Raw genomic sequence first — 16,892 nt, 5'->3', positions numbered from 1 at the left:
GGTGGGACGAGCTGGCCACCACGGCCGCGTATAGACAGCGTCCCCACGCGCACAGCCGGCCCCGGCGGCGCCCGAAACCGCCCCCGGGTCCCGACCAGCCCGAACCCGCGCCGAAACCGCCCCGCACCCGCGGGCAGCGCATCCGGCGGCTGCTGCTGGCACTGTTCCTGGTCCTGGTGATCATGCCGACCACCCTGGTGGGCATCGCCTACTGGAGCGCCGAGATCCCGGACCCGGATACGGTGCAGACCAACCAGATCGCCACCATCCTCGGCTCCGACGGCACCACGGTGATCGCGAAGGTCGTTCCGCCGCAAGGAAATCGGGTGCCGGTGCCGCTATCCGAGGTGCCCCTGCCGGTGCGCCGGGCCGTGCTGTCGGCCGAGGACCGCAATTTCTACCGCAATCCGGGCTTCTCCACCTCCGCATTCCTGCGTGCGGCCCGCGACAACCTGCTCGGCCGCGACGACGCGGGCGGCGGGTCCACCATTACCCAGCAGTATGTGAAGAACGCCTTCCTGACTTCGGAACGCACGCTGAGCCGCAAGATGCGCGAACTCATCATCTCCGCGAAGATGGCCCGCGAATGGAGCAAGGACGACATCCTCGCGGCCTACCTCAACACCATCTACTACGGTCGCGGCGCCTACGGCATCTCGGCCGCGGCCAAGGCGTACTTCGGCAAACCCCCGCCCGAACTGACCCTGGCCGAGGGCGCGGTCCTGGCCTCGGTGATCCGCACCCCCTCGCTGCTGGATCCGGAGACCCACCTCGATCAGCTGCGGGCCCGCTGGGGATACGTCCTCGACGGCATGGTCGAGATGGGGGTACTGAACCGCAATGACCGCGCCGCCACCCAGTTTCCGGCCATCGTCCCGGTCGCCCAGGTGGACGACAGCACCCCGCGCGGACCCGAGGGGCTGATCCGCGCACAGGTCCTGCGCGAACTGCGCGCCTCCGGCATCAGCGAACGCGAGCTGAATACCGGTGCGCTGCAGATCATCACGACCATCGACGCGAAAGCACAGCAGGCCACGCTGAACGCGGTCGGCAAGGTACTGGGCGGGCAGCCGGGCGAACTGCGCACCGCTGTCGTGTCGATCGACCCGCGTTCGGGGGCGGTGCGCGCCTACTACGGCGGACCCGACGGCACCGGCTTCGATTTCGCACAGGCCCCGCTGCAAACCGGTTCGGCCTTCAAGACTTTCGCCGTGCTGGCCGCACTCGAGCAGGGCATTTCCCTGTCGTACCGGCTCGACAGCGCACCCCTGACCGTCAATGGGGAGAAGATCCAGAATGTGGAGGGCGAGTCCTGCGGCATCTGCTCGCTCGGCGAAGCGCTCAAGCGCTCCCTCAACACCAGCTTCTACCGGCTGGCCCAATCCCTGTTCGAGGGCCCGAAAGCCATTGCGAACGCGGCACATCAGGCCGGCATCCCCGACCAGATCCCGGGCCTGCCCGGCAAGACGCTCACCGAGGACGGCGGCGGCCCGCCGCTGCCCGCCATCGTGCTGGGCGCCTACTCGGTGCGCCCCATCGACATGGCCTCGGCCTACGCCACCCTCGCCGCCTCCGGCACCTACCGTGCCCCCTATTTCGTCCAGAAGGTGGTGACCGGCGACGGCCGTGTCCTCCTCGACCGCGGCGCCGACCCGAACAAACCCGAACAGCGCATCCAGTCCTCGATCGCCGACACCGTGACCCAGGCCATGCTCCCCATCGCCGCCTACTCCAACGGCCACACCCTGGCCGGCGGCCGCCCCTCGGCCGCCAAGACCGGCACCACCCAGCTCGGCGACACCGGCCAGAACAAGGACGCCTGGATGATCGGCTACACCCCCACCCTCTCCACCGCCGTCTGGATGGGAACCGAACAGCCCCAGCCCATCCGCACCGCCCGCGGCGCCCCCATCTACGGCGCCGGCCTCCCCGCCGACCTGTGGAAACAAACCATGGACGCCGCCCTCGACGGCACCCCCATCGACCAATTCCCCAACCCCACCTCACCCCCCGGCAACCTGATCCCCAACCAGCCCCCCGACCCCACCTCCGCAACACCCCCCAGCAACGGCAATTACGACATCCTCAACCCACCCACCCCGTCCCCCCAACAACAACCGGTCCTCGTCATCCCCCCAGCCCCCACCCCCAAACAGGTAGAAATCTTCCCCGGTCTCAGCGTCCCCGTCCCCGGCTGAGCCAGGTGACTTGTCGTCGTATGCCAATGTGCCAACTGATTTCGTAACGGTCGGGGTAACTCACCGGGGACTTCCACAATGGATTCGGCTCCCAACCGCCGGCACGCGTCCCCAACTCCCACGGCTCTCAACCATGCGCTGAAGTCTCGGGGCGGCGGGGAAGCAGTCCCGGGGCGGCGGGAGAGATCATGTTTCGCGCCTCCTTGCCCATCTCTGCGCGGCCGCGGATATTGTGGAAGCCGCCACCGGATTCAGCGACTCCGAATGCCGGTGGCAGGATGCGGGTTGGGAGCAGGGTGGGGTCGGAGACAGCACGAGACATAGGGGCGACGCCGGTGGAATTCAATGTCGTTGAACGCCACGAAACGCTGGTAGCCGGAACGGTGCTACGCAGTCCGGCACTCGCGGTCGAAGGGCCGCGCCGCGCGAAGGTCGAGGAGGCTTGGAAACGTAATCTGGCACGCGATCTGCCCGGCCCGCCGGCGACCGCCTATGTGGATCACGCACCCGAGATCGGTTCGTATCTGACACATATCGTGGGCTACGAATGCAACAAGGCGGACGACCTATTGCCCGGCGATGTACTCGCCCGTATCCCGGCCGGAAAATTCGCCCGCTTCAATCGCACTGGCGACAATCTCGGCGACACCATCGTGTCGATCTGGCGCACGGTCTGGGACCTCGAGGCGGCCGGCACCCTGGTGCGCGCCTACACGGGGGATTTCGAGCACTATCCGGACAACCGGACGGTGGAGGTTTTCGTCGCGCTGGATCTGAGCGCGGAGGGGTAGGGGAGCTGTGGACTTCGAAATCGTCACCCTGGATGAGTTCCTGGTCGGCGGGCTGACCATTCCCCTGGCGGGCCGCGAGGTCACCGCCCGCGACCTGGACCTGGTCAACTTCACCTGGGACCGCTACCTGGCCCGCGAGAAGAGCGTCGAACGCGTCGCGGCCTACATCGGCCAGAACGACCACGCGGTTGCCGTTCTGGGATACGAGCTTTCGAGCATGGCCGACCTCGACACCGGCGATGTGATGACCCGCATCCCGTCGGGCCGCTACGCGAAATTCGTTGTCTCCGACAAGCCTTACGACCTGCTGCGCACCGCCTGGGCGAAGGTCGCCAAGGCCGAGAACGCGGGCACCATCACCCGGTCCCACACCGCGGAGATCGAGCGCTACACCGGCCCCACCTCGGTCGAGGTCTACGTCTCCCTCGACTGACATCGAACGACGAAGGGCGGCATCGCGATTCGCGATGCCGCCCTTTGCGTTGCGGGTTCCTACTCGGCCCCGATGATGAACGCCTCGAGCTGGGCCCGGGCGACGTCGTCGGCGAGCTGCTTCGGCGGGGACTTCATCAGGTAGGCCGACGCCGGGAGGACCGGGCCGCCGATGCCGCGGTCGCGGGCGATCTTGGCCGCGCGCACGGCGTCGATGATGATGCCGGCCGAGTTCGGCGAGTCCCACACCTCGAGCTTGTACTCCAGGTTCAGCGGCACGTCGCCGAAGGCGCGACCCTCGAGCCGGACGTAGGCCCACTTGCGGTCGTCGAGCCACTCGACGTAGTCCGACGGGCCGATGTGCACGTTGCGGTCGTACACCTTGCCCGCGAGCGGGCCCTCGAGGTTGGAGGTCACGGCCTGGGTCTTGGAGACCTTCTTCGACTCCAGCCGCTCGCGCTCGAGCATGTTCTTGAAGTCCATGTTGCCGCCGACATTGAGCTGGTAGGTGCGGTCCAGCACGACGCCGCGGTCCTCGAACAGCTTGGCCATCACGCGGTGAGTGATGGTCGCGCCGACCTGGGACTTGATGTCGTCACCGACGATCGGCACGCCGGCGTCGACGAACTTCTGGGCCCACTCCGGGTCGGAGGCGATGAACACCGGCAGCGCGTTGACGAAGGCCACACCCGCGTCGATGGCGCACTGGGCGTAGAACTTGTCGGCCTCTTCGGAACCGACCGGGAGGTAGGAGACGAGGACGTCGACCTTGGCATCCTTCAGCGCCTTGACGACGTCGACCGGCTCGGCCTCGGACAGCTCGATGGTCTGCGCGTAGTACTTGCCGATGCCGTCCAGCGTCGGACCGCGCTGCACGGTGATGCCCGACGGCGGCACGTCGGAGATCTTGATGGTGTTGTTCTCGCTGGCGAAGATCGCGTCGGACAGGTCGAAGCCGACCTTCTTGGCGTCGACATCGAACGCGGCGACGAACTTCACGTCGCGGACGTGGTAGGGACCGAACTTCACATGCATGAGCCCGGGAACGGTCGAATTCTCGTCCGCGTCCTTGTAGTACTGCACGCCCTGAACCAGGGAAGATGCGCAGTTACCCACGCCGACGATGGCCACCCGAACTTCGGTGTTGATCTCACTCATGGCCGATATTTCCCTCTTTCTGTGGTGCCGCCTTCGTCGATTGCTCCGCAGCAATCAACTCGTTGAGCCAGCGCACTTCGCGCTCGCTTGATTCGAGACCGAGTTGATGGAGCTGGCGGGTATAGCGGTCCAGTTGCCCGCTGGCGCGTTTTATCGCTTCCCGCAGTCCTTCTCGGCGCTCCTCGACCTGCCTCCGCCGCCCCTCCAGGATTCGCATCCGCGCTTCCGCGGGGGTGCGGCCGAAGAAGGCCAGATGAACGCCGAAGCCGTCGTCGGTGTAGTTCTGTGGTCCGGTGTCGGCGAGCAGTTCGGCGAACCGCTCCCGCCCGGTGTCGGTCAGGTTGTAGACGCGCCGCGCACGGCGTGTTGCCAAGCCCTGCGGACTCTCCTCCGCGATGAGGCCGTCGGACTGCATGCGCCGCAGGGTCGGATACAGCGACCCGTAGGAGAAGGCCCGGAACGGGCCCAGCAGACCGGTGAGCCGCTTGCGCAACTCGTAGCCGTGCATCGGTGATTCGAGGAGCAGCCCGAGGATTGCCAACTCGAGCACGGGCTTCACCTCCTGACTGTGCTTTCAGATCTAACCGACGGATGCAGTTCCAAACTATATCGCGCCGATATATTTTACACGCGCCATGCGGCGTATCCGAACGTGACGACCGATCTCCGCCCGATCGGGTAACTCACCGGGTACCCCCTCGGGATCGGGTTGGCACCCACCCGCCGGCCCGGGTGACCAGTGCCGACGGCTCCCGGCCGTCCGCAAAAGTTCCGGGGAGGCGGAACAGCGCGTGCGGGCTCCGGGGGCCCGCAAGTACTCTGGGTCCCGTGCGAATACAGCGGCAGGTAGTGGACTACGCGCTCCGGCGCCGGTCCCTGCTGGCCGACGTCTACGCGGGCCGGGTGGACGTCGCCGAAGTGTGCGATGCGAATCCGTACCTATTGCGTGCGGCGAAGTTCCATGGGCGGGGGAGCGAGGTCACATGCCCTATCTGCAGGAAGGAGCAGCTGACTCTCGTATCGTGGGTCTACGGCGACGGGCTCGGTCCCGTGGCGGGCTCCGCCCGCACGCCGGAGGAACTGGTCCGGTTGGCCGAGACTCGGGAAGAGTTCTCGGTGCATGTGGTCGAGGTGTGCCGGACCTGTAGCTGGAACCATCTGGTGCAGTCCTATGTGCTGGGGCTGGCCCCGGCGCCGACACGCCGCCGGCGCACCAGCGCCCGGCGCACGGCCGCCGAGTGAGAGGCCACGTCGACTGCTGAACAGCGGGCAGGAGCCTGCCCGCCGCGGTGCACGCGCGTGACCGCATCGAGCCACCCGGACCGTATCGACCTAGTTATTGGAGAGCCAGGCTGTGACATCGCCCTATGACGACGGACCGCACGGCGGCCGCCCCCGTGGCGGTTCGCAACCCGGCCCCGGCGGCTACCCGCCGCAAGCACAGGGAGGTGGAGCGACACCGGCAGGACCGCCGCCCGGGGCACGTCAGCCCGCGGGACGTCCCGGGCCGGGGAATGGTGTCCCGCAGCGCGGACCCGTGGGCGGTCCCGGTGGCATGCCGCCGCGCGGACCCAACGGGCAGCCGCAGCGCGGACCCGCGCCGCAGGGTGGGCAGCCGCCGCGGCGCCCGGGGCCCCCGCCCCAGCGTCCCGGCAATCCGGATGCGACACGCAGGCTTCCCAATCCCGCCAATTCCGGCCCGAACGAGAGGGTGAATACCGGAGCGCGCCAGGCGGTTCCGAATCACATCTCGCGGGCGGCCACCTCCGACCGCACCCAGCGGATCGACGATCGTGCGGTGCGCTCGGGCGCGGGCACCGGTACCCGGCCGCGCCCGGCCGAGGACCGCACCCGCCCGCCGTCGGGCGCGCAGCCCGCGGCCCGGCGCGCGCAGGGCGGCACCCCCTCGGGTCCGCCGCCGCGGCGGCCCGGTGGCGGCTCCGGCGGAGGCGGCGGCAAGGGCGGCAAGGGCTCTCGCAAGACCTCGTATTGGCGGCTGGCGCGGCGCCTGGTCTACATCGGCATGGCACTGGTGCTCGGGCTGGCGAGTTCGGTGTTCCTGTACGCGTATTCGACGGTGAACGTGCCGCAGCCCGGCGACCTGAAGAACAATCAGGTGGCCACCATGTTCATGAACGACGGCAGTTCGGTGCTGGCCAAAGTCATTCCGCCGGAGGGCAACCGCACCGATGTGACGATCGACCAGATTCCGCCGCATGTGCGCAATGCCGTGATCGCCGCGGAGGACCGGTCCTTCTACACCAACCCGGGCTTCTCCATTCAGGGCTTCGGCCGCGCGTTCGTCGGTCAGCTCACCGGCAATACCGACGCCGGTGGTGGTTCGACGATCACCCAGCAGTACGTGAAGAACGCGATGGTCGGTAACGAGCACTCGCTGACCCGTAAGCTGCGCGAGCTGGTGATCTCGGCCAAGATGGCCAAGCAGTGGTCCAAGGATCAGATCCTGGCCGCGTACCTGAACACCATCTACTTCGGCCGCGGCGCCTACGGTATCGACGCGGCGTCCAAGGCGTACTTCGACAAGAAGGTCCAGGACCTGTCGGTGGCCGAGGGCGCGGTGCTGGCCGCGACCATCCAGCAGCCGTCGAACCTGGATCCGGAGAAGAATCCGCAAGGGGCGCAGGCGCGCTGGAAGTACGTGCTGGACGGCATGGTCGACGGCGGCAACCTGCCCGCGACGGACCGCGCGAACATGCAGTACCCCACCGTGATTCCCGCAGCGCAGGCGCAGAAGGACAAGACGCTGGACTCCGGGCCGGAAGGCCTGATCAAGACCCAGGTGCTCAAGGAGCTCGAGGCCGCCGGCATCACCGAGCACGATCTGAACACCGAGGGCCTGCAGATCACCACGACCATCGATCCCAAGGCCCAGCAGGCGGCGGTGGACGCGGTCACCAAGGTGATGGACGGCGAACCCGACAAGCTGCGCGCCGCGCTGTCGTCGGTGGATCCGAAGACCGGTGCGGTGCGCGCCTACTACGGCGGCTCCGACGGCCAGGGCCTGGACTACGCGAATCAGGGTCTGCCGCCGGGCTCCTCGTTCAAGGTGTTCGGTCTGGCCGAGAACCTGGAGATGGGCAAGCCGCTATCGACGCTGTACGACTCCTCGCCGGTCACCGTGCACGGCATCACGATCACCAACGTCGAGGGCGAGCAGTGCGGTATGTGCACCATCGCCGAGGCGCTCAAGCGCTCGCTGAACACCAGCTTCTACCGCATGGAGCTGGACATGACGGGCAACGGCCCGCAGAAGATCGCCGACATGGCGCACAAGCTCGGTATCCCGGACACCATTCCGGGCGTGGGCAAGACGCTGGTCGAGCCGGACGGCAGCGCGCCCAACAACGGCATCGTGCTGGGCCAGTACCGGGTGCGGACGCTGGACATGGCCTCCGCGTACGCGACCCTGGCCGCCTCGGGCATGTATCACGCGCCGCACTTCGTGCAGAAGGTCGTCGCCTCCGACGGCACCGTGCTGCTGGATCGCGGCGAGACCGCGGGTGAGCAGCGGGTCTCGGCGTCGGTGGCGGACAACGTGACCGACGCGATGAAGCCCATCGCGGCGTGGTCGCGCAACCACCAGCTCGCCGGCGGCCGCCTCTCGGCCACCAAGACCGGTACCAACCAGAAGGACGGCAGCAACGAGAACCGCGACGCCTGGATGGTGGGCTTCACCCCGTCGCTGTCGACCGCGGTCTGGGTGGGTACCGATCAGGGTGACGCGCTGCGCAATGCGAGCGGCGGCATGATCTACGGCTCGGGTCTGCCGGCCGACATCTGGAAGGCCACCATGGACGGCGCCCTCAAGGGCACCCCCAACGAGAACTTCCCGAAGCCGGGCGTGATCGGCGGCCAGGCCGGTGTGCCGTCGTGGTCGGCGCCGTACACCGCGCCCTCGACCACCGAGCAGCCGGTGGCGCCGCCGGTGATCACCACCAGCCAGATGCCGATTCCGGGTCTGCCGTGGTCGATTCCGGTTCCGGGGCTGGCGCCGAATCCGCAGAACCAGCGGCAATCCCAGCCGGAGACCCAGGATCAGGGCAATGGCAACGGCAACGGGAACGGCAATGGGACCGGTCCGATGCCGGGTCAGCCGGTGGCGCCGGCCGACGGTTCCACACCGACGACCGCACCGAACGGCGGCTATGGAAACGGCAATGGGACCGGCAACGGCAACGGACGGCAGCAGACTCGGTAGCCTGCTGCCGTGATCGAGCAGGAACTGGTGTACCGGCCGGGCGCCTCGGGCGCGCCGGCCGGTGACGCGCTGAAGCCGGGGGAGGCAGCTGGAGTGGAACATGCTGGCGCACAGCGCGATACGCCGGTGGTCTACGAGTCCCCGCAACCGCTGGCGGCCGATCTGCGGTCGGCCGACGACCGGGACAAGCCCAGTCGCACCGATACGCTGACCGCGCAGCTCTGCGATCTGATCGGCGGGCCGGTCGGCGACCACGCGGTGATCGGCCGGGTGCGTTTCTGGACCCCCATGCGGGTGCTGATGGCGTTCGCGGTGCTGTTCCTGGCGTTCAGCTGGTTCGGGAAGGCGGGCTGCATCCAGCAGCGGCCCGACGCCAACGGCGTCATGGGCCTGGATTGGAACAACGGCCGCCAGTACATCGCCATGTGCTACTCCGACACCGTCCCGCTGTACGGGGCCGAGCATCTCAACGAGGGCGCCTTCCCGTACAAGAAGCAGTGGGTGGAGTTCCCCGACGGCCGCCCGCAGGTCCGGTACATGGAGTATCCGGTGCTGTCGGGCCTGTACCAGTACGTGTCCATGGGAATCGCCAAGGCGTGGAAGCTGTCTCCGCTGCCGGGACACCAGGCGCTCGAGGTGGTCATCTACTTCGATGTGGTGGCCATCGGACTGTCGCTGGCCTGGCTGGTGACCATCTGGGCGACGGCACTGACGGCCGGGCGGCGGGTCTGGGACGCCGCGCTGATGGCGCTGTCGCCGCTGGTGCTGGTGCATGCGTTCACCAATTTCGACACGCTGGCAACGGCTTTCGCGGCGGGCGGGCTGCTGGCCTGGGCGCGGCGGCGGCCGGTGCTGGCGGGCATACTGCTGGGCCTGGGCGGGGCGGCGAAGCTGTATCCGCTGCTGTTGCTGGGGCCGATCCTGATCCTGTGCGCCCGCGCCGAGCGACTCGGTGAGGACGAGGCGGCGTGGGGCGGCATCCGACCGCTGCGCGCGGCGGGCGGGGCCATCGCGGCGGCGGCCATCACCTGGCTGGCGGTGAACGCGCCCATCGCGGCGCTGTACCCGAACGGCTGGTGGGAGTTCTTCCGGCTCAATACCGAACGGCATGCCGACCCGGATTCGGTCTACAACGTGATCACCTCGTTCACCGGCTGGACCGGCTTCGACGGGATATTGAGCGCGCAGCAGGCGCCCACGGTGCTGAACGCGGTGTCGCTGCTGCTGTTCCTGGCGGCCTGCGCGGGCATCGGCTGGATCGGCCTGACCGCGGCGCGCCGGCCGCGCCTGGCGCAGTTGGCATTTCTGGTGGTGGCGGCGTTCCTGCTGACCAACAAGGTGTGGAGCCCGCAGTATTCGCTGTGGCTGGTGCCGCTGGCGGTGCTGGCGCTGCCGGAGCGGCGAATCCTGTTGGCGTGGATGACGATCGACGCCCTGGTCTGGGCGCCGCGCATGTTCTATTACCTGGGCCAGGACCACAAGGGCCTGCCCGAGCAGTGGTTCACCGGCACGGTGGTGCTGCGCGATCTGGCGGTGATCGGGTTGTGCGTCCTGGTGATCCGGCGGATCTATCGTCCGGATGAGGATCCGGTGCGTCGCGACGGCGCCGACGATCCGGGGGGCGGCATCGTCGACCGCGCCCCGGATCCTTCGCATGCCTGGTTGCCGCCGCTGCTGCGGCCCAGGCAGTCGATGCCGGCGCCCTAGAGGAAGCGGGCCAGCTGCGGCACCGCCTCGCCGGGGTGCTTGGCCTGGAATCCCTCACCGAGGGCCTGGAGCTTCCAGTCCGCGCCCGGGGCCGGGCGGTACACCTTGGCCATCGCCATGGCGGTGAAGGACATGCCGCCCGCGAGGGTGTAGCGGGCGAGTTCGGCATTGGTGGCGGCGTCGACCAGGCGGCAGTAGGCATTGGCGATCTGCTCGAACGTGTGGCCCTTGTAGGAGGTCACGATGAACAGCAGCGTGGTGACCTGGGCCGGGACGCGGGAGAGATCGACCATGATCTCCTCGTCGTCGCCGTCGCCCTCGCCGGTCAGGTTGTCGCCCTGGTGGCGGATGGCCCCGTCCTTGGAGTTGAGGCTGCCGTAGTAGACGACATCGACGGGGCTGTGGTCGGCGAAGAGCACCACCGAGGCGTCCAGGTCCACATCGACGGACTTGTTGCCGAAGATGCCGCCGCGCTTGACCGGATCCCAGCCCAGGCCCATCTTCACGTAACCCAGTGCGCTGCCGCCTTCTTTGCGCAGGTTGATGCGCTGGCCCTTGACCAGGCTGACGGCGTGGCCGACCGGCAGATCGCGGTCCTCCTGCGCCGGCCGCGAGTAACCGCCCGCCGGCGGGGGATAGTCGCCGACGGGCTGCTGGTAGGCGGGCGGTGGCGGATACGACTGTCCCGGAGGCGGATACCCCGTGCCCGTCGGCGGCGGGTAGCCGCCCGTGGGCTGGTACTGCTCGGTCGGTGCGGGCGGCGGATAGCCGCCGGTGGGCGCGTAGTGCGCGGGCGGCGGCGGATAGCCCCCGGCCGGCGGGTACTGGTCGGTGGGCTGTGGATAACCCGGTCCCGGCGCGGGCGGCGGGTAGTTGCCGGTGGGCGCGGGGGCCGGGTATCCGCTAGGCGCGGGCGCGAATTGTTCGGGAGCGGGCGCGAATTGCTGTGGCGGGGAGGTGAATTGCTGCGGCGCGGGCGCGAACTGCTCCGGGGCGGGCGGCGGCGCCGGGGACGATGCGGGGGATTGCGGGGCCTCGTTCACCTGGACGCCGTGGTCGGTGACCAGCGCGGCGAATCCGCCCGCGTAGCCCTGTCCGACGGCGCGGGCCTTCCATCCGCCCTGGCGCCGGTACAACTCCAGTGCGATGACGATGGATTCGCTGCTGAGGCCCTCGATCCGGTACTCGTACAACGCGTTTCCGGCCGCATCACTGACCTGCGCGATCGGCACGGACAGCTGCCCGAAGCTGGCGGTGGCGTCGTCGAGGGTGATGACCGCCCGAACCTGTTCGATATCAGCGGGAATCGCGTCCAGCGACACGGCGAGGACGGCGGGCTGACCGGGCGGGCCCGGCCGCAGGGTCACACCGGGCCCGGAGGGTTGGTTGAAGAACACGAAATCGGCATCGGAGCGCACCGTGCCGGCGGTGGTGACCAGCAGTGCGGACAGGTCGGCCGGTGCCGCCACCTGCACGCTGATCTCCAGATCATGGACGCTCAGAGGGCCGTTCTGGCCCTTCACCAAAACTGCGGACAAGATCGACCCTTCGTTGTCGGTGCTGTCGTTGCCACTCTACGAGACCATGGCGACACGGACCCGCGGCGTGGTTGCGGTGGTGTCCGGGGATGCCCGGACGGCGTGGCAGTATCGGCTGGGTGAGCGACGGTGAGGTCGATCCCGCGGAAGCGCACGAACAGTATCTGCGAGCCTTCCGGCACCCCGCCGTGTCCCGAGACCAGCTGCGCGACCTGCTCGATGCCGTGAACGCCTTCCTGGACACCATCACCCCCAAACGTGGCGAGTACGTCCCCAGCGGCGGCTGGGCCCCCGAGTCCACCGCCATGGCCTTCCAGATCGGCCGCGCGGTCGAACAGGTGCTGTCCGAGCGGGAGGACGCCGATCGGGAGCTGGTGCGCCGCCGCGATATTCGCGATCGCCTGGTGGCGGCGCTGGACGCGGTGCTGGATTGCCTGCGCACCCTGCCCGAACTGGCCGACGCCGAGGTGAAGCTGGGCACCATCTGCGTGAACGAGGGCTTCCAGGTCTACGAGGACGGGTCGGTGCGTACCACGCCCATGCAGGAGGCAGGCGCCGATGCCGGGCTGCTGGAGCGCCGCCGCGCCGAACTGGACGAGCAGATGACGGCCACGGTGGCCGCCCGGGCCGACCTGGTGGACGACACCACCGACCTGATCCGGGAGCGGCTCGGGGTGGCCGAGGTGGGGATTCCCTGGGTGATCCTGGCCGCCACCCGAGGCGGGCTGGACGTGTCCGAGCCGTTCAAATTCGCGGCCGAGCACCTGCCCGACTGCGAATTGCGGGATCTGATGGTGCAGCTGGTGACCGATATCGAACTGGCCCGCACGCTGGAGGAGCCGGCCGAGCCACAGCATTAGCCGGAATCGCCACCAAAGCCGCACCGGCGGTGCGAGTCTGGCTCGCAGGGAACCGAACCGGCCTTCCGAGGGGAGAATTCGGTGAAGAAGCTCATCAATGATCCGGCCGAGGTGGTGGCTGCCGCGCTGGGCGGACTGGCCGCGGCGCATCCCGAACTGCGGGTGGATCTGAAACAGCGCATCGTGGTGCGCGCAGACGCGCCGGTTCCGGGCAAGGTGGGCCTGGTCTCGGGCGGCGGCTCCGGTCACGAGCCGCTGCACGGCGGGTTCGTCGGGCTCGGCATGCTGGACGCGGCCTGTCCGGGGGAGATCTTCACCTCGCCGGTGCCCGATCAGATCCAGGCCGCCACCGCCGCGGTGGACGCCGGGGCGGGCGTGCTGCACATCGTGAAGAACTACACCGGCGATGTCATGAACTTCGAGATGGCCGCCGAGCTGGCGGCCGCCGAGACCGGTACCGAGGTGCGGTCGGTGGTGGTGAACGACGATGTGGCCGTGCAGGACAGCCTGTACACCGCCGGGCGGCGCGGCGTGGGTGCCACGGTGATCCTGGAGAAGATGGCGGGCGCGGCCGCCGAACAGGGCCGGCCGCTGGCGGAGGTGGCGCGCGTCGCGGAGGCGGTGAACACGCAGTCGCGCAGCATGGGCATGGCGCTGACCTCGTGCACGGTCCCGGCGGTCGGGCATCCGACCTTCGAGCTGGGCGAGTACGAGATGGAGATCGGCATCGGCATCCACGGCGAGCCCGGCCGGGTGCGGGTGCCGCTGGCCCCGGCGCGGGATGTGGCACAGCTGCTGCTGGAGCCGATCCTCGCGGATCTGCCCTTCGCACAGGGTGACCGGGTGCTGTGCTTCCTCAACGGGATGGGCGGGACGCCGCTCATCGAGCTGTATGTGATGTTCGACGAGGTGTCGCAGATCCTGCGCGGGCACGGGATCCACGTCGAGCGCTCGTTGGTCGGCCCGTATATCACCTCGCTCGAAATGGCGGGCTGCTCGATCACGCTGACCAGGCTGGACGAGGAGCTGACGGCGCTGTGGGACGCGCCCGTGCGGACTCCGGCGCTGCGGTGGGGGATCTGATGGCGGCGGTGGACGCGGCCGCGTGGGTCCGCGATTTCGCGGCACTGGTCGACGAGAACGCCACCGAGCTGACCGCGCTGGACGCGGCGATCGGCGATGCCGATCACGGCACGAATATGCAGCGCGGCATGGCGGCTGCCGTTGCGGCGCTGGATGATTCGACTCCGGGCAGCCCCGGGGAGATCTGCAAGCAGACCGCCATGGTGTTGATCCGCACCATCGGCGGTGCCAGCGGTCCCCTGTTCGGGACGTTCTTCCTGCGCTTCGCCGCGGCGATCGGAAGTGGTTCCGATATAGCCGATTTCGCGCGCGGGTTCCGGGCCGGGCTGGACGGTGTGATCGCGCGCGGCAAGGCCGAGCCCGGCGACAAGACCATGGTCGATGCGCTGGGACCCGCGGCCGACGCTCTCGAGAAGCACGTCGCCGGTGGCGGGTCGGCACAGCAGGCTCTCGATGCCGCCGTGACCGCCGCGGAGGCCGGCCGGGACGCCACCACGCCGCTGGTCGCGCGCAAGGGGCGGGCCTCGTATCTGGGCGAACGCAGTGCGGGACACCAGGATCCGGGTGCCACCAGTGCGGCGCTGCTGGTCCGGGCCGCCGGACAGGCGCTGCGATGATCGGCCTGGTGGTGGTTTCGCACAGCCGGGCGCTGGCCGAGGCGGCGGTGGCGCTGGCCGCCGGGCTGCTGCCCGATCAGGATGTGCCCGTCCGGATCGCGGCGGGACTGTCCGATACCGAATTCGGTACCGACGCCGTCGCTGTCGCCGAGGCGATCACCGCCGCCGATTGCGGGGACGGCGTCCTGGTGCTGATGGATCTGGGCAGCGCGGTGCTGTCCGCCGAGACCGCGTTGGATCTGCTCGAATCCCCCGTCGCCGTGCGGCTTTCCGCCGGACCGCTGGTCGAGGGCCTGGTGTCGGCGCTGGCCGCGGCCGGTGGTGGCGGCGATCTGGACGCGGTCGCGCGGGAGGCCGGGAACGCCCTGGCCGCCAAACGCGCGCAGCTCGCCGACTCCGCCGGCACCGGCCGCACCGGCGATCCACAGTCATCCACAGCTGTGCAGCCTGTGGATGATTCGGCGATCACCGCAATCATCGAGGTCACGAACGAACACGGCCTGCACGCCCGCCCGGCCGCCGCGCTGGTCTCGGCCCTGCGCGAGGTCGAGGCGGTGGTGGCCCTGCGCAATGCCACCACCGGTGCCGGTCCGGTCCCGGGCGACAGCCTGACCCGGGTGCTCACCCTCGGCGTGCATCCCGGCCAGCGGCTGGAAGTCAGCGCGACCGGGCCCGAAGCGGCGCGGGCGGTCGCCAAAGTCCGCGCCGTGACCGAGAATCGAGATCATGACCAGCCTCGCTGAGAAAGCCACGACGTTCCTGTCCCTGCACCAGCCCGGGAATCCGGTGATCCTGCCGACGGTCTGGGATTCCTGGTCCGCGAAGCTGGTGCAGGACGCCGGATTCGGGGCGCTCACCATCGGCAGCCACCCGCTCGCCGATTCCATGGGCAAGCCCGACCAGGAGGGCATGACCTTCGCCGAGGTGCTGGGCCGGGTCCGGGAGATCACCGCCACCGTCGACATTCCGGTGTCGGTCGACCTGGAGTCCGGCTACGCCGAGAAGCCCTCCCGGATCATCGAGGGCCTGCTCGAGGCGGGCGCGATCGGCTTCAATCTCGAGGACTCCGTGCACAGCGAGGGCGGGCGGCTGCGCACCCCGCAGGAGCATGCCGACCTGGTCGCCGAGCTGCGCGCCGCCGCGGACGCCACCGGCGTGCACGTGGTGATCAACGCCCGCACCGACGTGTTCCTGCGCCCGGACACCGGCGCCCCGGAGGAGCGGCTGGAGAGCGCGCTCACCCGGCTGCGGCTGGCCGCCGAGGCGGGCGCGGACGTGCTGTACCCGGTGGGCCGGCACGAGCCGGACGTGCAGCGCACGCTGACCTCGGAACTGCCGCTGCCGGTCAATGCCATCGGCCTGCCCGACCAGGGTTCGCCCGCCTACTTCGCCGAACTCGGCGTGGCGCGAGTCAGTTTCGGCCCGTTCCTGCAGCGCGCCCTCACCGAGGCGGCGAACACCCTGCTGGCCGGCTGGCGCTGATCAGGACCGGACCCGCAGGAAGTAGTCGAGGATCTCCTCCGCGGCGCGGATGCCCGACGCCGCGGTGACGGCCACGCGCGGGTGGTTCCAGTTCCGCTGTTCCAGTTCGCCGTGGCGGGGCCGGATGGCGACGTCGGCGGTGCGCAGCATCTCGGCATCGAGCGCACCGTCGCCCGCGGCCAGCAGGCGCGATTCGGGATGCAGTTCGCCGGCGTCCAGCAGGCGGCGGCGCACCTCCTGCACCGCGCGGCTCTTACAGACCGGCGCGGGCATGGTGTAGATCTTGCGGCCCTGCTGGGAGACCGTCCAGCCGCGCGGGCGGCACCAGGCGTCCCAGTCGGCGAGGAAGCCGGCGGGCACCCGCTGCGGGTCCACCACCAGGTAGCAGAACAGGTCGTCGGCTTCGCGCAGGCGCAGCGCGAAGGATTCGTCCACGCGCGCACGCAGTTCGGTGCGCACCTCGACCAGGGTGGCGCATTCGGCGCGTACCCGCGCGTCCAGCGCGGAACGCCAGCGCCGGTCGGGGAGCCCGTTGCGCAGGATGGTGCCGCCATTGCTGGTGACCGCGTAGGGCAGGGGCCCGCCGGGCAGCCGGACCCGGTGGTACTGCTCGATGGTGCGGGTGGTGACCGGAACCACGGCCGCCGCCGAGGCGAGCCTGCTCAGCCGCTGCGCCGCGACGACCGTCATGTACGACAGCGGCTGTCCCTCATGGTGTTCCACGCACACCGTGTCCGGTTCGGTGTTCCCGAAGGCCGCCCGCGTGTAGATCACCGTGCGATCCAGATCCGTCGCCACCATCATCCC

15 protein-coding genes are annotated in these 16,892 nt (G+C 69.3%); 11 read left to right on the top strand and 4 right to left on the bottom strand.

Annotation, left to right across the window (positions count from 1 at the left end; all coding sequences use genetic code 11):
• Positions 1–11: 11 nt before the first annotated feature.
• The 3 genes from ACWEQQ_RS33740 (at position 12) to ACWEQQ_RS33730 (ending at position 3,422) form a co-directional block, all read left to right on the top strand.
• Positions 12–2,198 carry a transglycosylase domain-containing protein gene (locus ACWEQQ_RS33740; protein WP_452351125.1) on the top strand — a complete coding sequence of 729 codons (2,187 nt, stop codon included), beginning with the start codon at positions 12–14 and terminating at the stop codon, positions 2,196–2,198.
• 335 nt (positions 2,199–2,533) lie between these two features.
• Positions 2,534–2,989, top strand: a complete 456-nt coding sequence (locus tag ACWEQQ_RS33735; RefSeq protein ID WP_354841042.1) for a GyrI-like domain-containing protein — start codon at positions 2,534–2,536, stop codon at positions 2,987–2,989.
• A gap of 7 nt (positions 2,990–2,996) precedes the next feature.
• Positions 2,997–3,422 (top strand): GyrI-like domain-containing protein, encoded by a 426-nt coding sequence (locus ACWEQQ_RS33730; RefSeq protein ID WP_354841040.1) that lies wholly within the window; start codon positions 2,997–2,999, stop codon positions 3,420–3,422.
• A 59-nt stretch (positions 3,423–3,481) separates the two neighbouring features.
• Here ACWEQQ_RS33730 and ACWEQQ_RS33725 read toward each other — a convergent pair whose 3' ends face one another.
• Positions 3,482–4,579 carry an inositol-3-phosphate synthase gene (locus ACWEQQ_RS33725; RefSeq protein WP_452341003.1) on the bottom strand — a complete coding sequence of 366 codons (1,098 nt, stop codon included), beginning with the start codon at positions 4,577–4,579 and terminating at the stop codon, positions 3,482–3,484.
• Entirely contained in the window at positions 4,572–5,129 is a 558-nt protein-coding gene (locus ACWEQQ_RS33720; protein WP_040862623.1) for a PadR family transcriptional regulator, read from the bottom strand. The genes ACWEQQ_RS33725 and ACWEQQ_RS33720 overlap by 8 nt, the downstream gene beginning before the upstream one ends.
• A gap of 278 nt (positions 5,130–5,407) precedes the next feature.
• On the opposite strand from ACWEQQ_RS33720, the gene ACWEQQ_RS33715 reads away from it, so the two are divergent.
• From ACWEQQ_RS33715 to ACWEQQ_RS33705, 3 genes are all read left to right on the top strand, one after another.
• Positions 5,408–5,821 (top strand): DUF5318 domain-containing protein, encoded by a 414-nt coding sequence (locus ACWEQQ_RS33715; RefSeq protein WP_354841034.1) that lies wholly within the window; start codon positions 5,408–5,410, stop codon positions 5,819–5,821.
• Between the two features lie 469 nt (positions 5,822–6,290).
• Entirely contained in the window at positions 6,291–8,798 is a 2,508-nt protein-coding gene (locus tag ACWEQQ_RS33710; RefSeq protein WP_452351062.1) for a transglycosylase domain-containing protein, read from the top strand.
• 93 nt (positions 8,799–8,891) lie between these two features.
• A complete protein-coding gene (locus ACWEQQ_RS33705) occupies positions 8,892–10,505 on the top strand; it encodes a glycosyltransferase family 87 protein (RefSeq protein ID WP_452351124.1) in 1,614 nt (537 codons plus the stop codon).
• On the opposite strand, the gene ACWEQQ_RS33700 is transcribed toward ACWEQQ_RS33705, so the two are convergent.
• The gene (locus ACWEQQ_RS33700) at positions 10,502–12,043 is read right to left on the bottom strand and encodes a TerD family protein (protein WP_452351061.1); all 1,542 of its coding nucleotides are present in this window, start codon (positions 12,041–12,043) and stop codon (positions 10,502–10,504) included. The two genes, ACWEQQ_RS33705 and ACWEQQ_RS33700, sit on opposite strands and share 4 nt — an antisense overlap.
• Before the next feature lie 119 nt (positions 12,044–12,162).
• Between ACWEQQ_RS33700 and ACWEQQ_RS33695 the strand changes: the two genes are divergently transcribed.
• The 5 genes from ACWEQQ_RS33695 (at position 12,163) to ACWEQQ_RS33675 (ending at position 16,085) form a co-directional block, all read left to right on the top strand.
• Positions 12,163–12,903 carry a hypothetical protein gene (locus ACWEQQ_RS33695; RefSeq protein WP_452351060.1) on the top strand — a complete coding sequence of 247 codons (741 nt, stop codon included), beginning with the start codon at positions 12,163–12,165 and terminating at the stop codon, positions 12,901–12,903.
• 81 nt (positions 12,904–12,984) lie between these two features.
• Entirely contained in the window at positions 12,985–13,986 is a 1,002-nt protein-coding gene (gene dhaK, locus ACWEQQ_RS33690) for a dihydroxyacetone kinase subunit DhaK (protein ID WP_452351059.1), read from the top strand.
• The gene (dhaL, locus tag ACWEQQ_RS33685; RefSeq protein WP_452341071.1) at positions 13,986–14,603 is read left to right on the top strand and encodes a dihydroxyacetone kinase subunit DhaL; all 618 of its coding nucleotides are present in this window, start codon (positions 13,986–13,988) and stop codon (positions 14,601–14,603) included. The genes dhaK and dhaL overlap by 1 nt, the downstream gene beginning before the upstream one ends.
• Complete coding sequence (gene dhaM / locus ACWEQQ_RS33680; protein WP_452351058.1) at positions 14,600–15,346, top strand: dihydroxyacetone kinase phosphoryl donor subunit DhaM; 747 nt, start codon at positions 14,600–14,602, stop codon at positions 15,344–15,346. The genes dhaL and dhaM overlap by 4 nt, the downstream gene beginning before the upstream one ends.
• Positions 15,327–16,085, top strand: a complete 759-nt coding sequence (locus tag ACWEQQ_RS33675; RefSeq protein ID WP_379400814.1) for an isocitrate lyase/PEP mutase family protein — start codon at positions 15,327–15,329, stop codon at positions 16,083–16,085. The genes dhaM and ACWEQQ_RS33675 overlap by 20 nt, the downstream gene beginning before the upstream one ends.
• Here the strand turns inward: ACWEQQ_RS33675 and ACWEQQ_RS33670 are convergent, their stop codons facing one another.
• On the bottom strand, positions 16,086–16,889 hold the full coding sequence (locus ACWEQQ_RS33670; RefSeq protein ID WP_364609748.1) for an HAD family hydrolase: 804 nt from the start codon (positions 16,887–16,889) through the stop codon (positions 16,086–16,088). It lies immediately after the preceding gene.
• Between the last annotated feature and the right edge of the window lie 3 nt (positions 16,890–16,892).

The sequence above is a fragment of the Nocardia sp. NPDC004123 genome, assembly GCF_053603795.1.
Note: the sequence above shows the minus strand (reverse complement) of the source record. Positions and strands in the feature narration are given on the sequence as shown.

Coding starts and splice junctions, on each gene's coding strand:
- dhaM (WP_452351058.1), top strand. CDS start 14,600: ATGATCGGCCTGGTGGTGGTTTCGCACAGCCGGGCGCTGGCCGAGGCG.
- ACWEQQ_RS33725 (WP_452341003.1), bottom strand. CDS start 4,579: ATGAGTGAGATCAACACCGAAGTTCGGGTGGCCATCGTCGGCGTGGGT.
- dhaL (WP_452341071.1), top strand. CDS start 13,986: ATGGCGGCGGTGGACGCGGCCGCGTGGGTCCGCGATTTCGCGGCACTG.
- ACWEQQ_RS33670 (WP_364609748.1), bottom strand. CDS start 16,889: ATGATGGTGGCGACGGATCTGGATCGCACGGTGATCTACACGCGGGCG.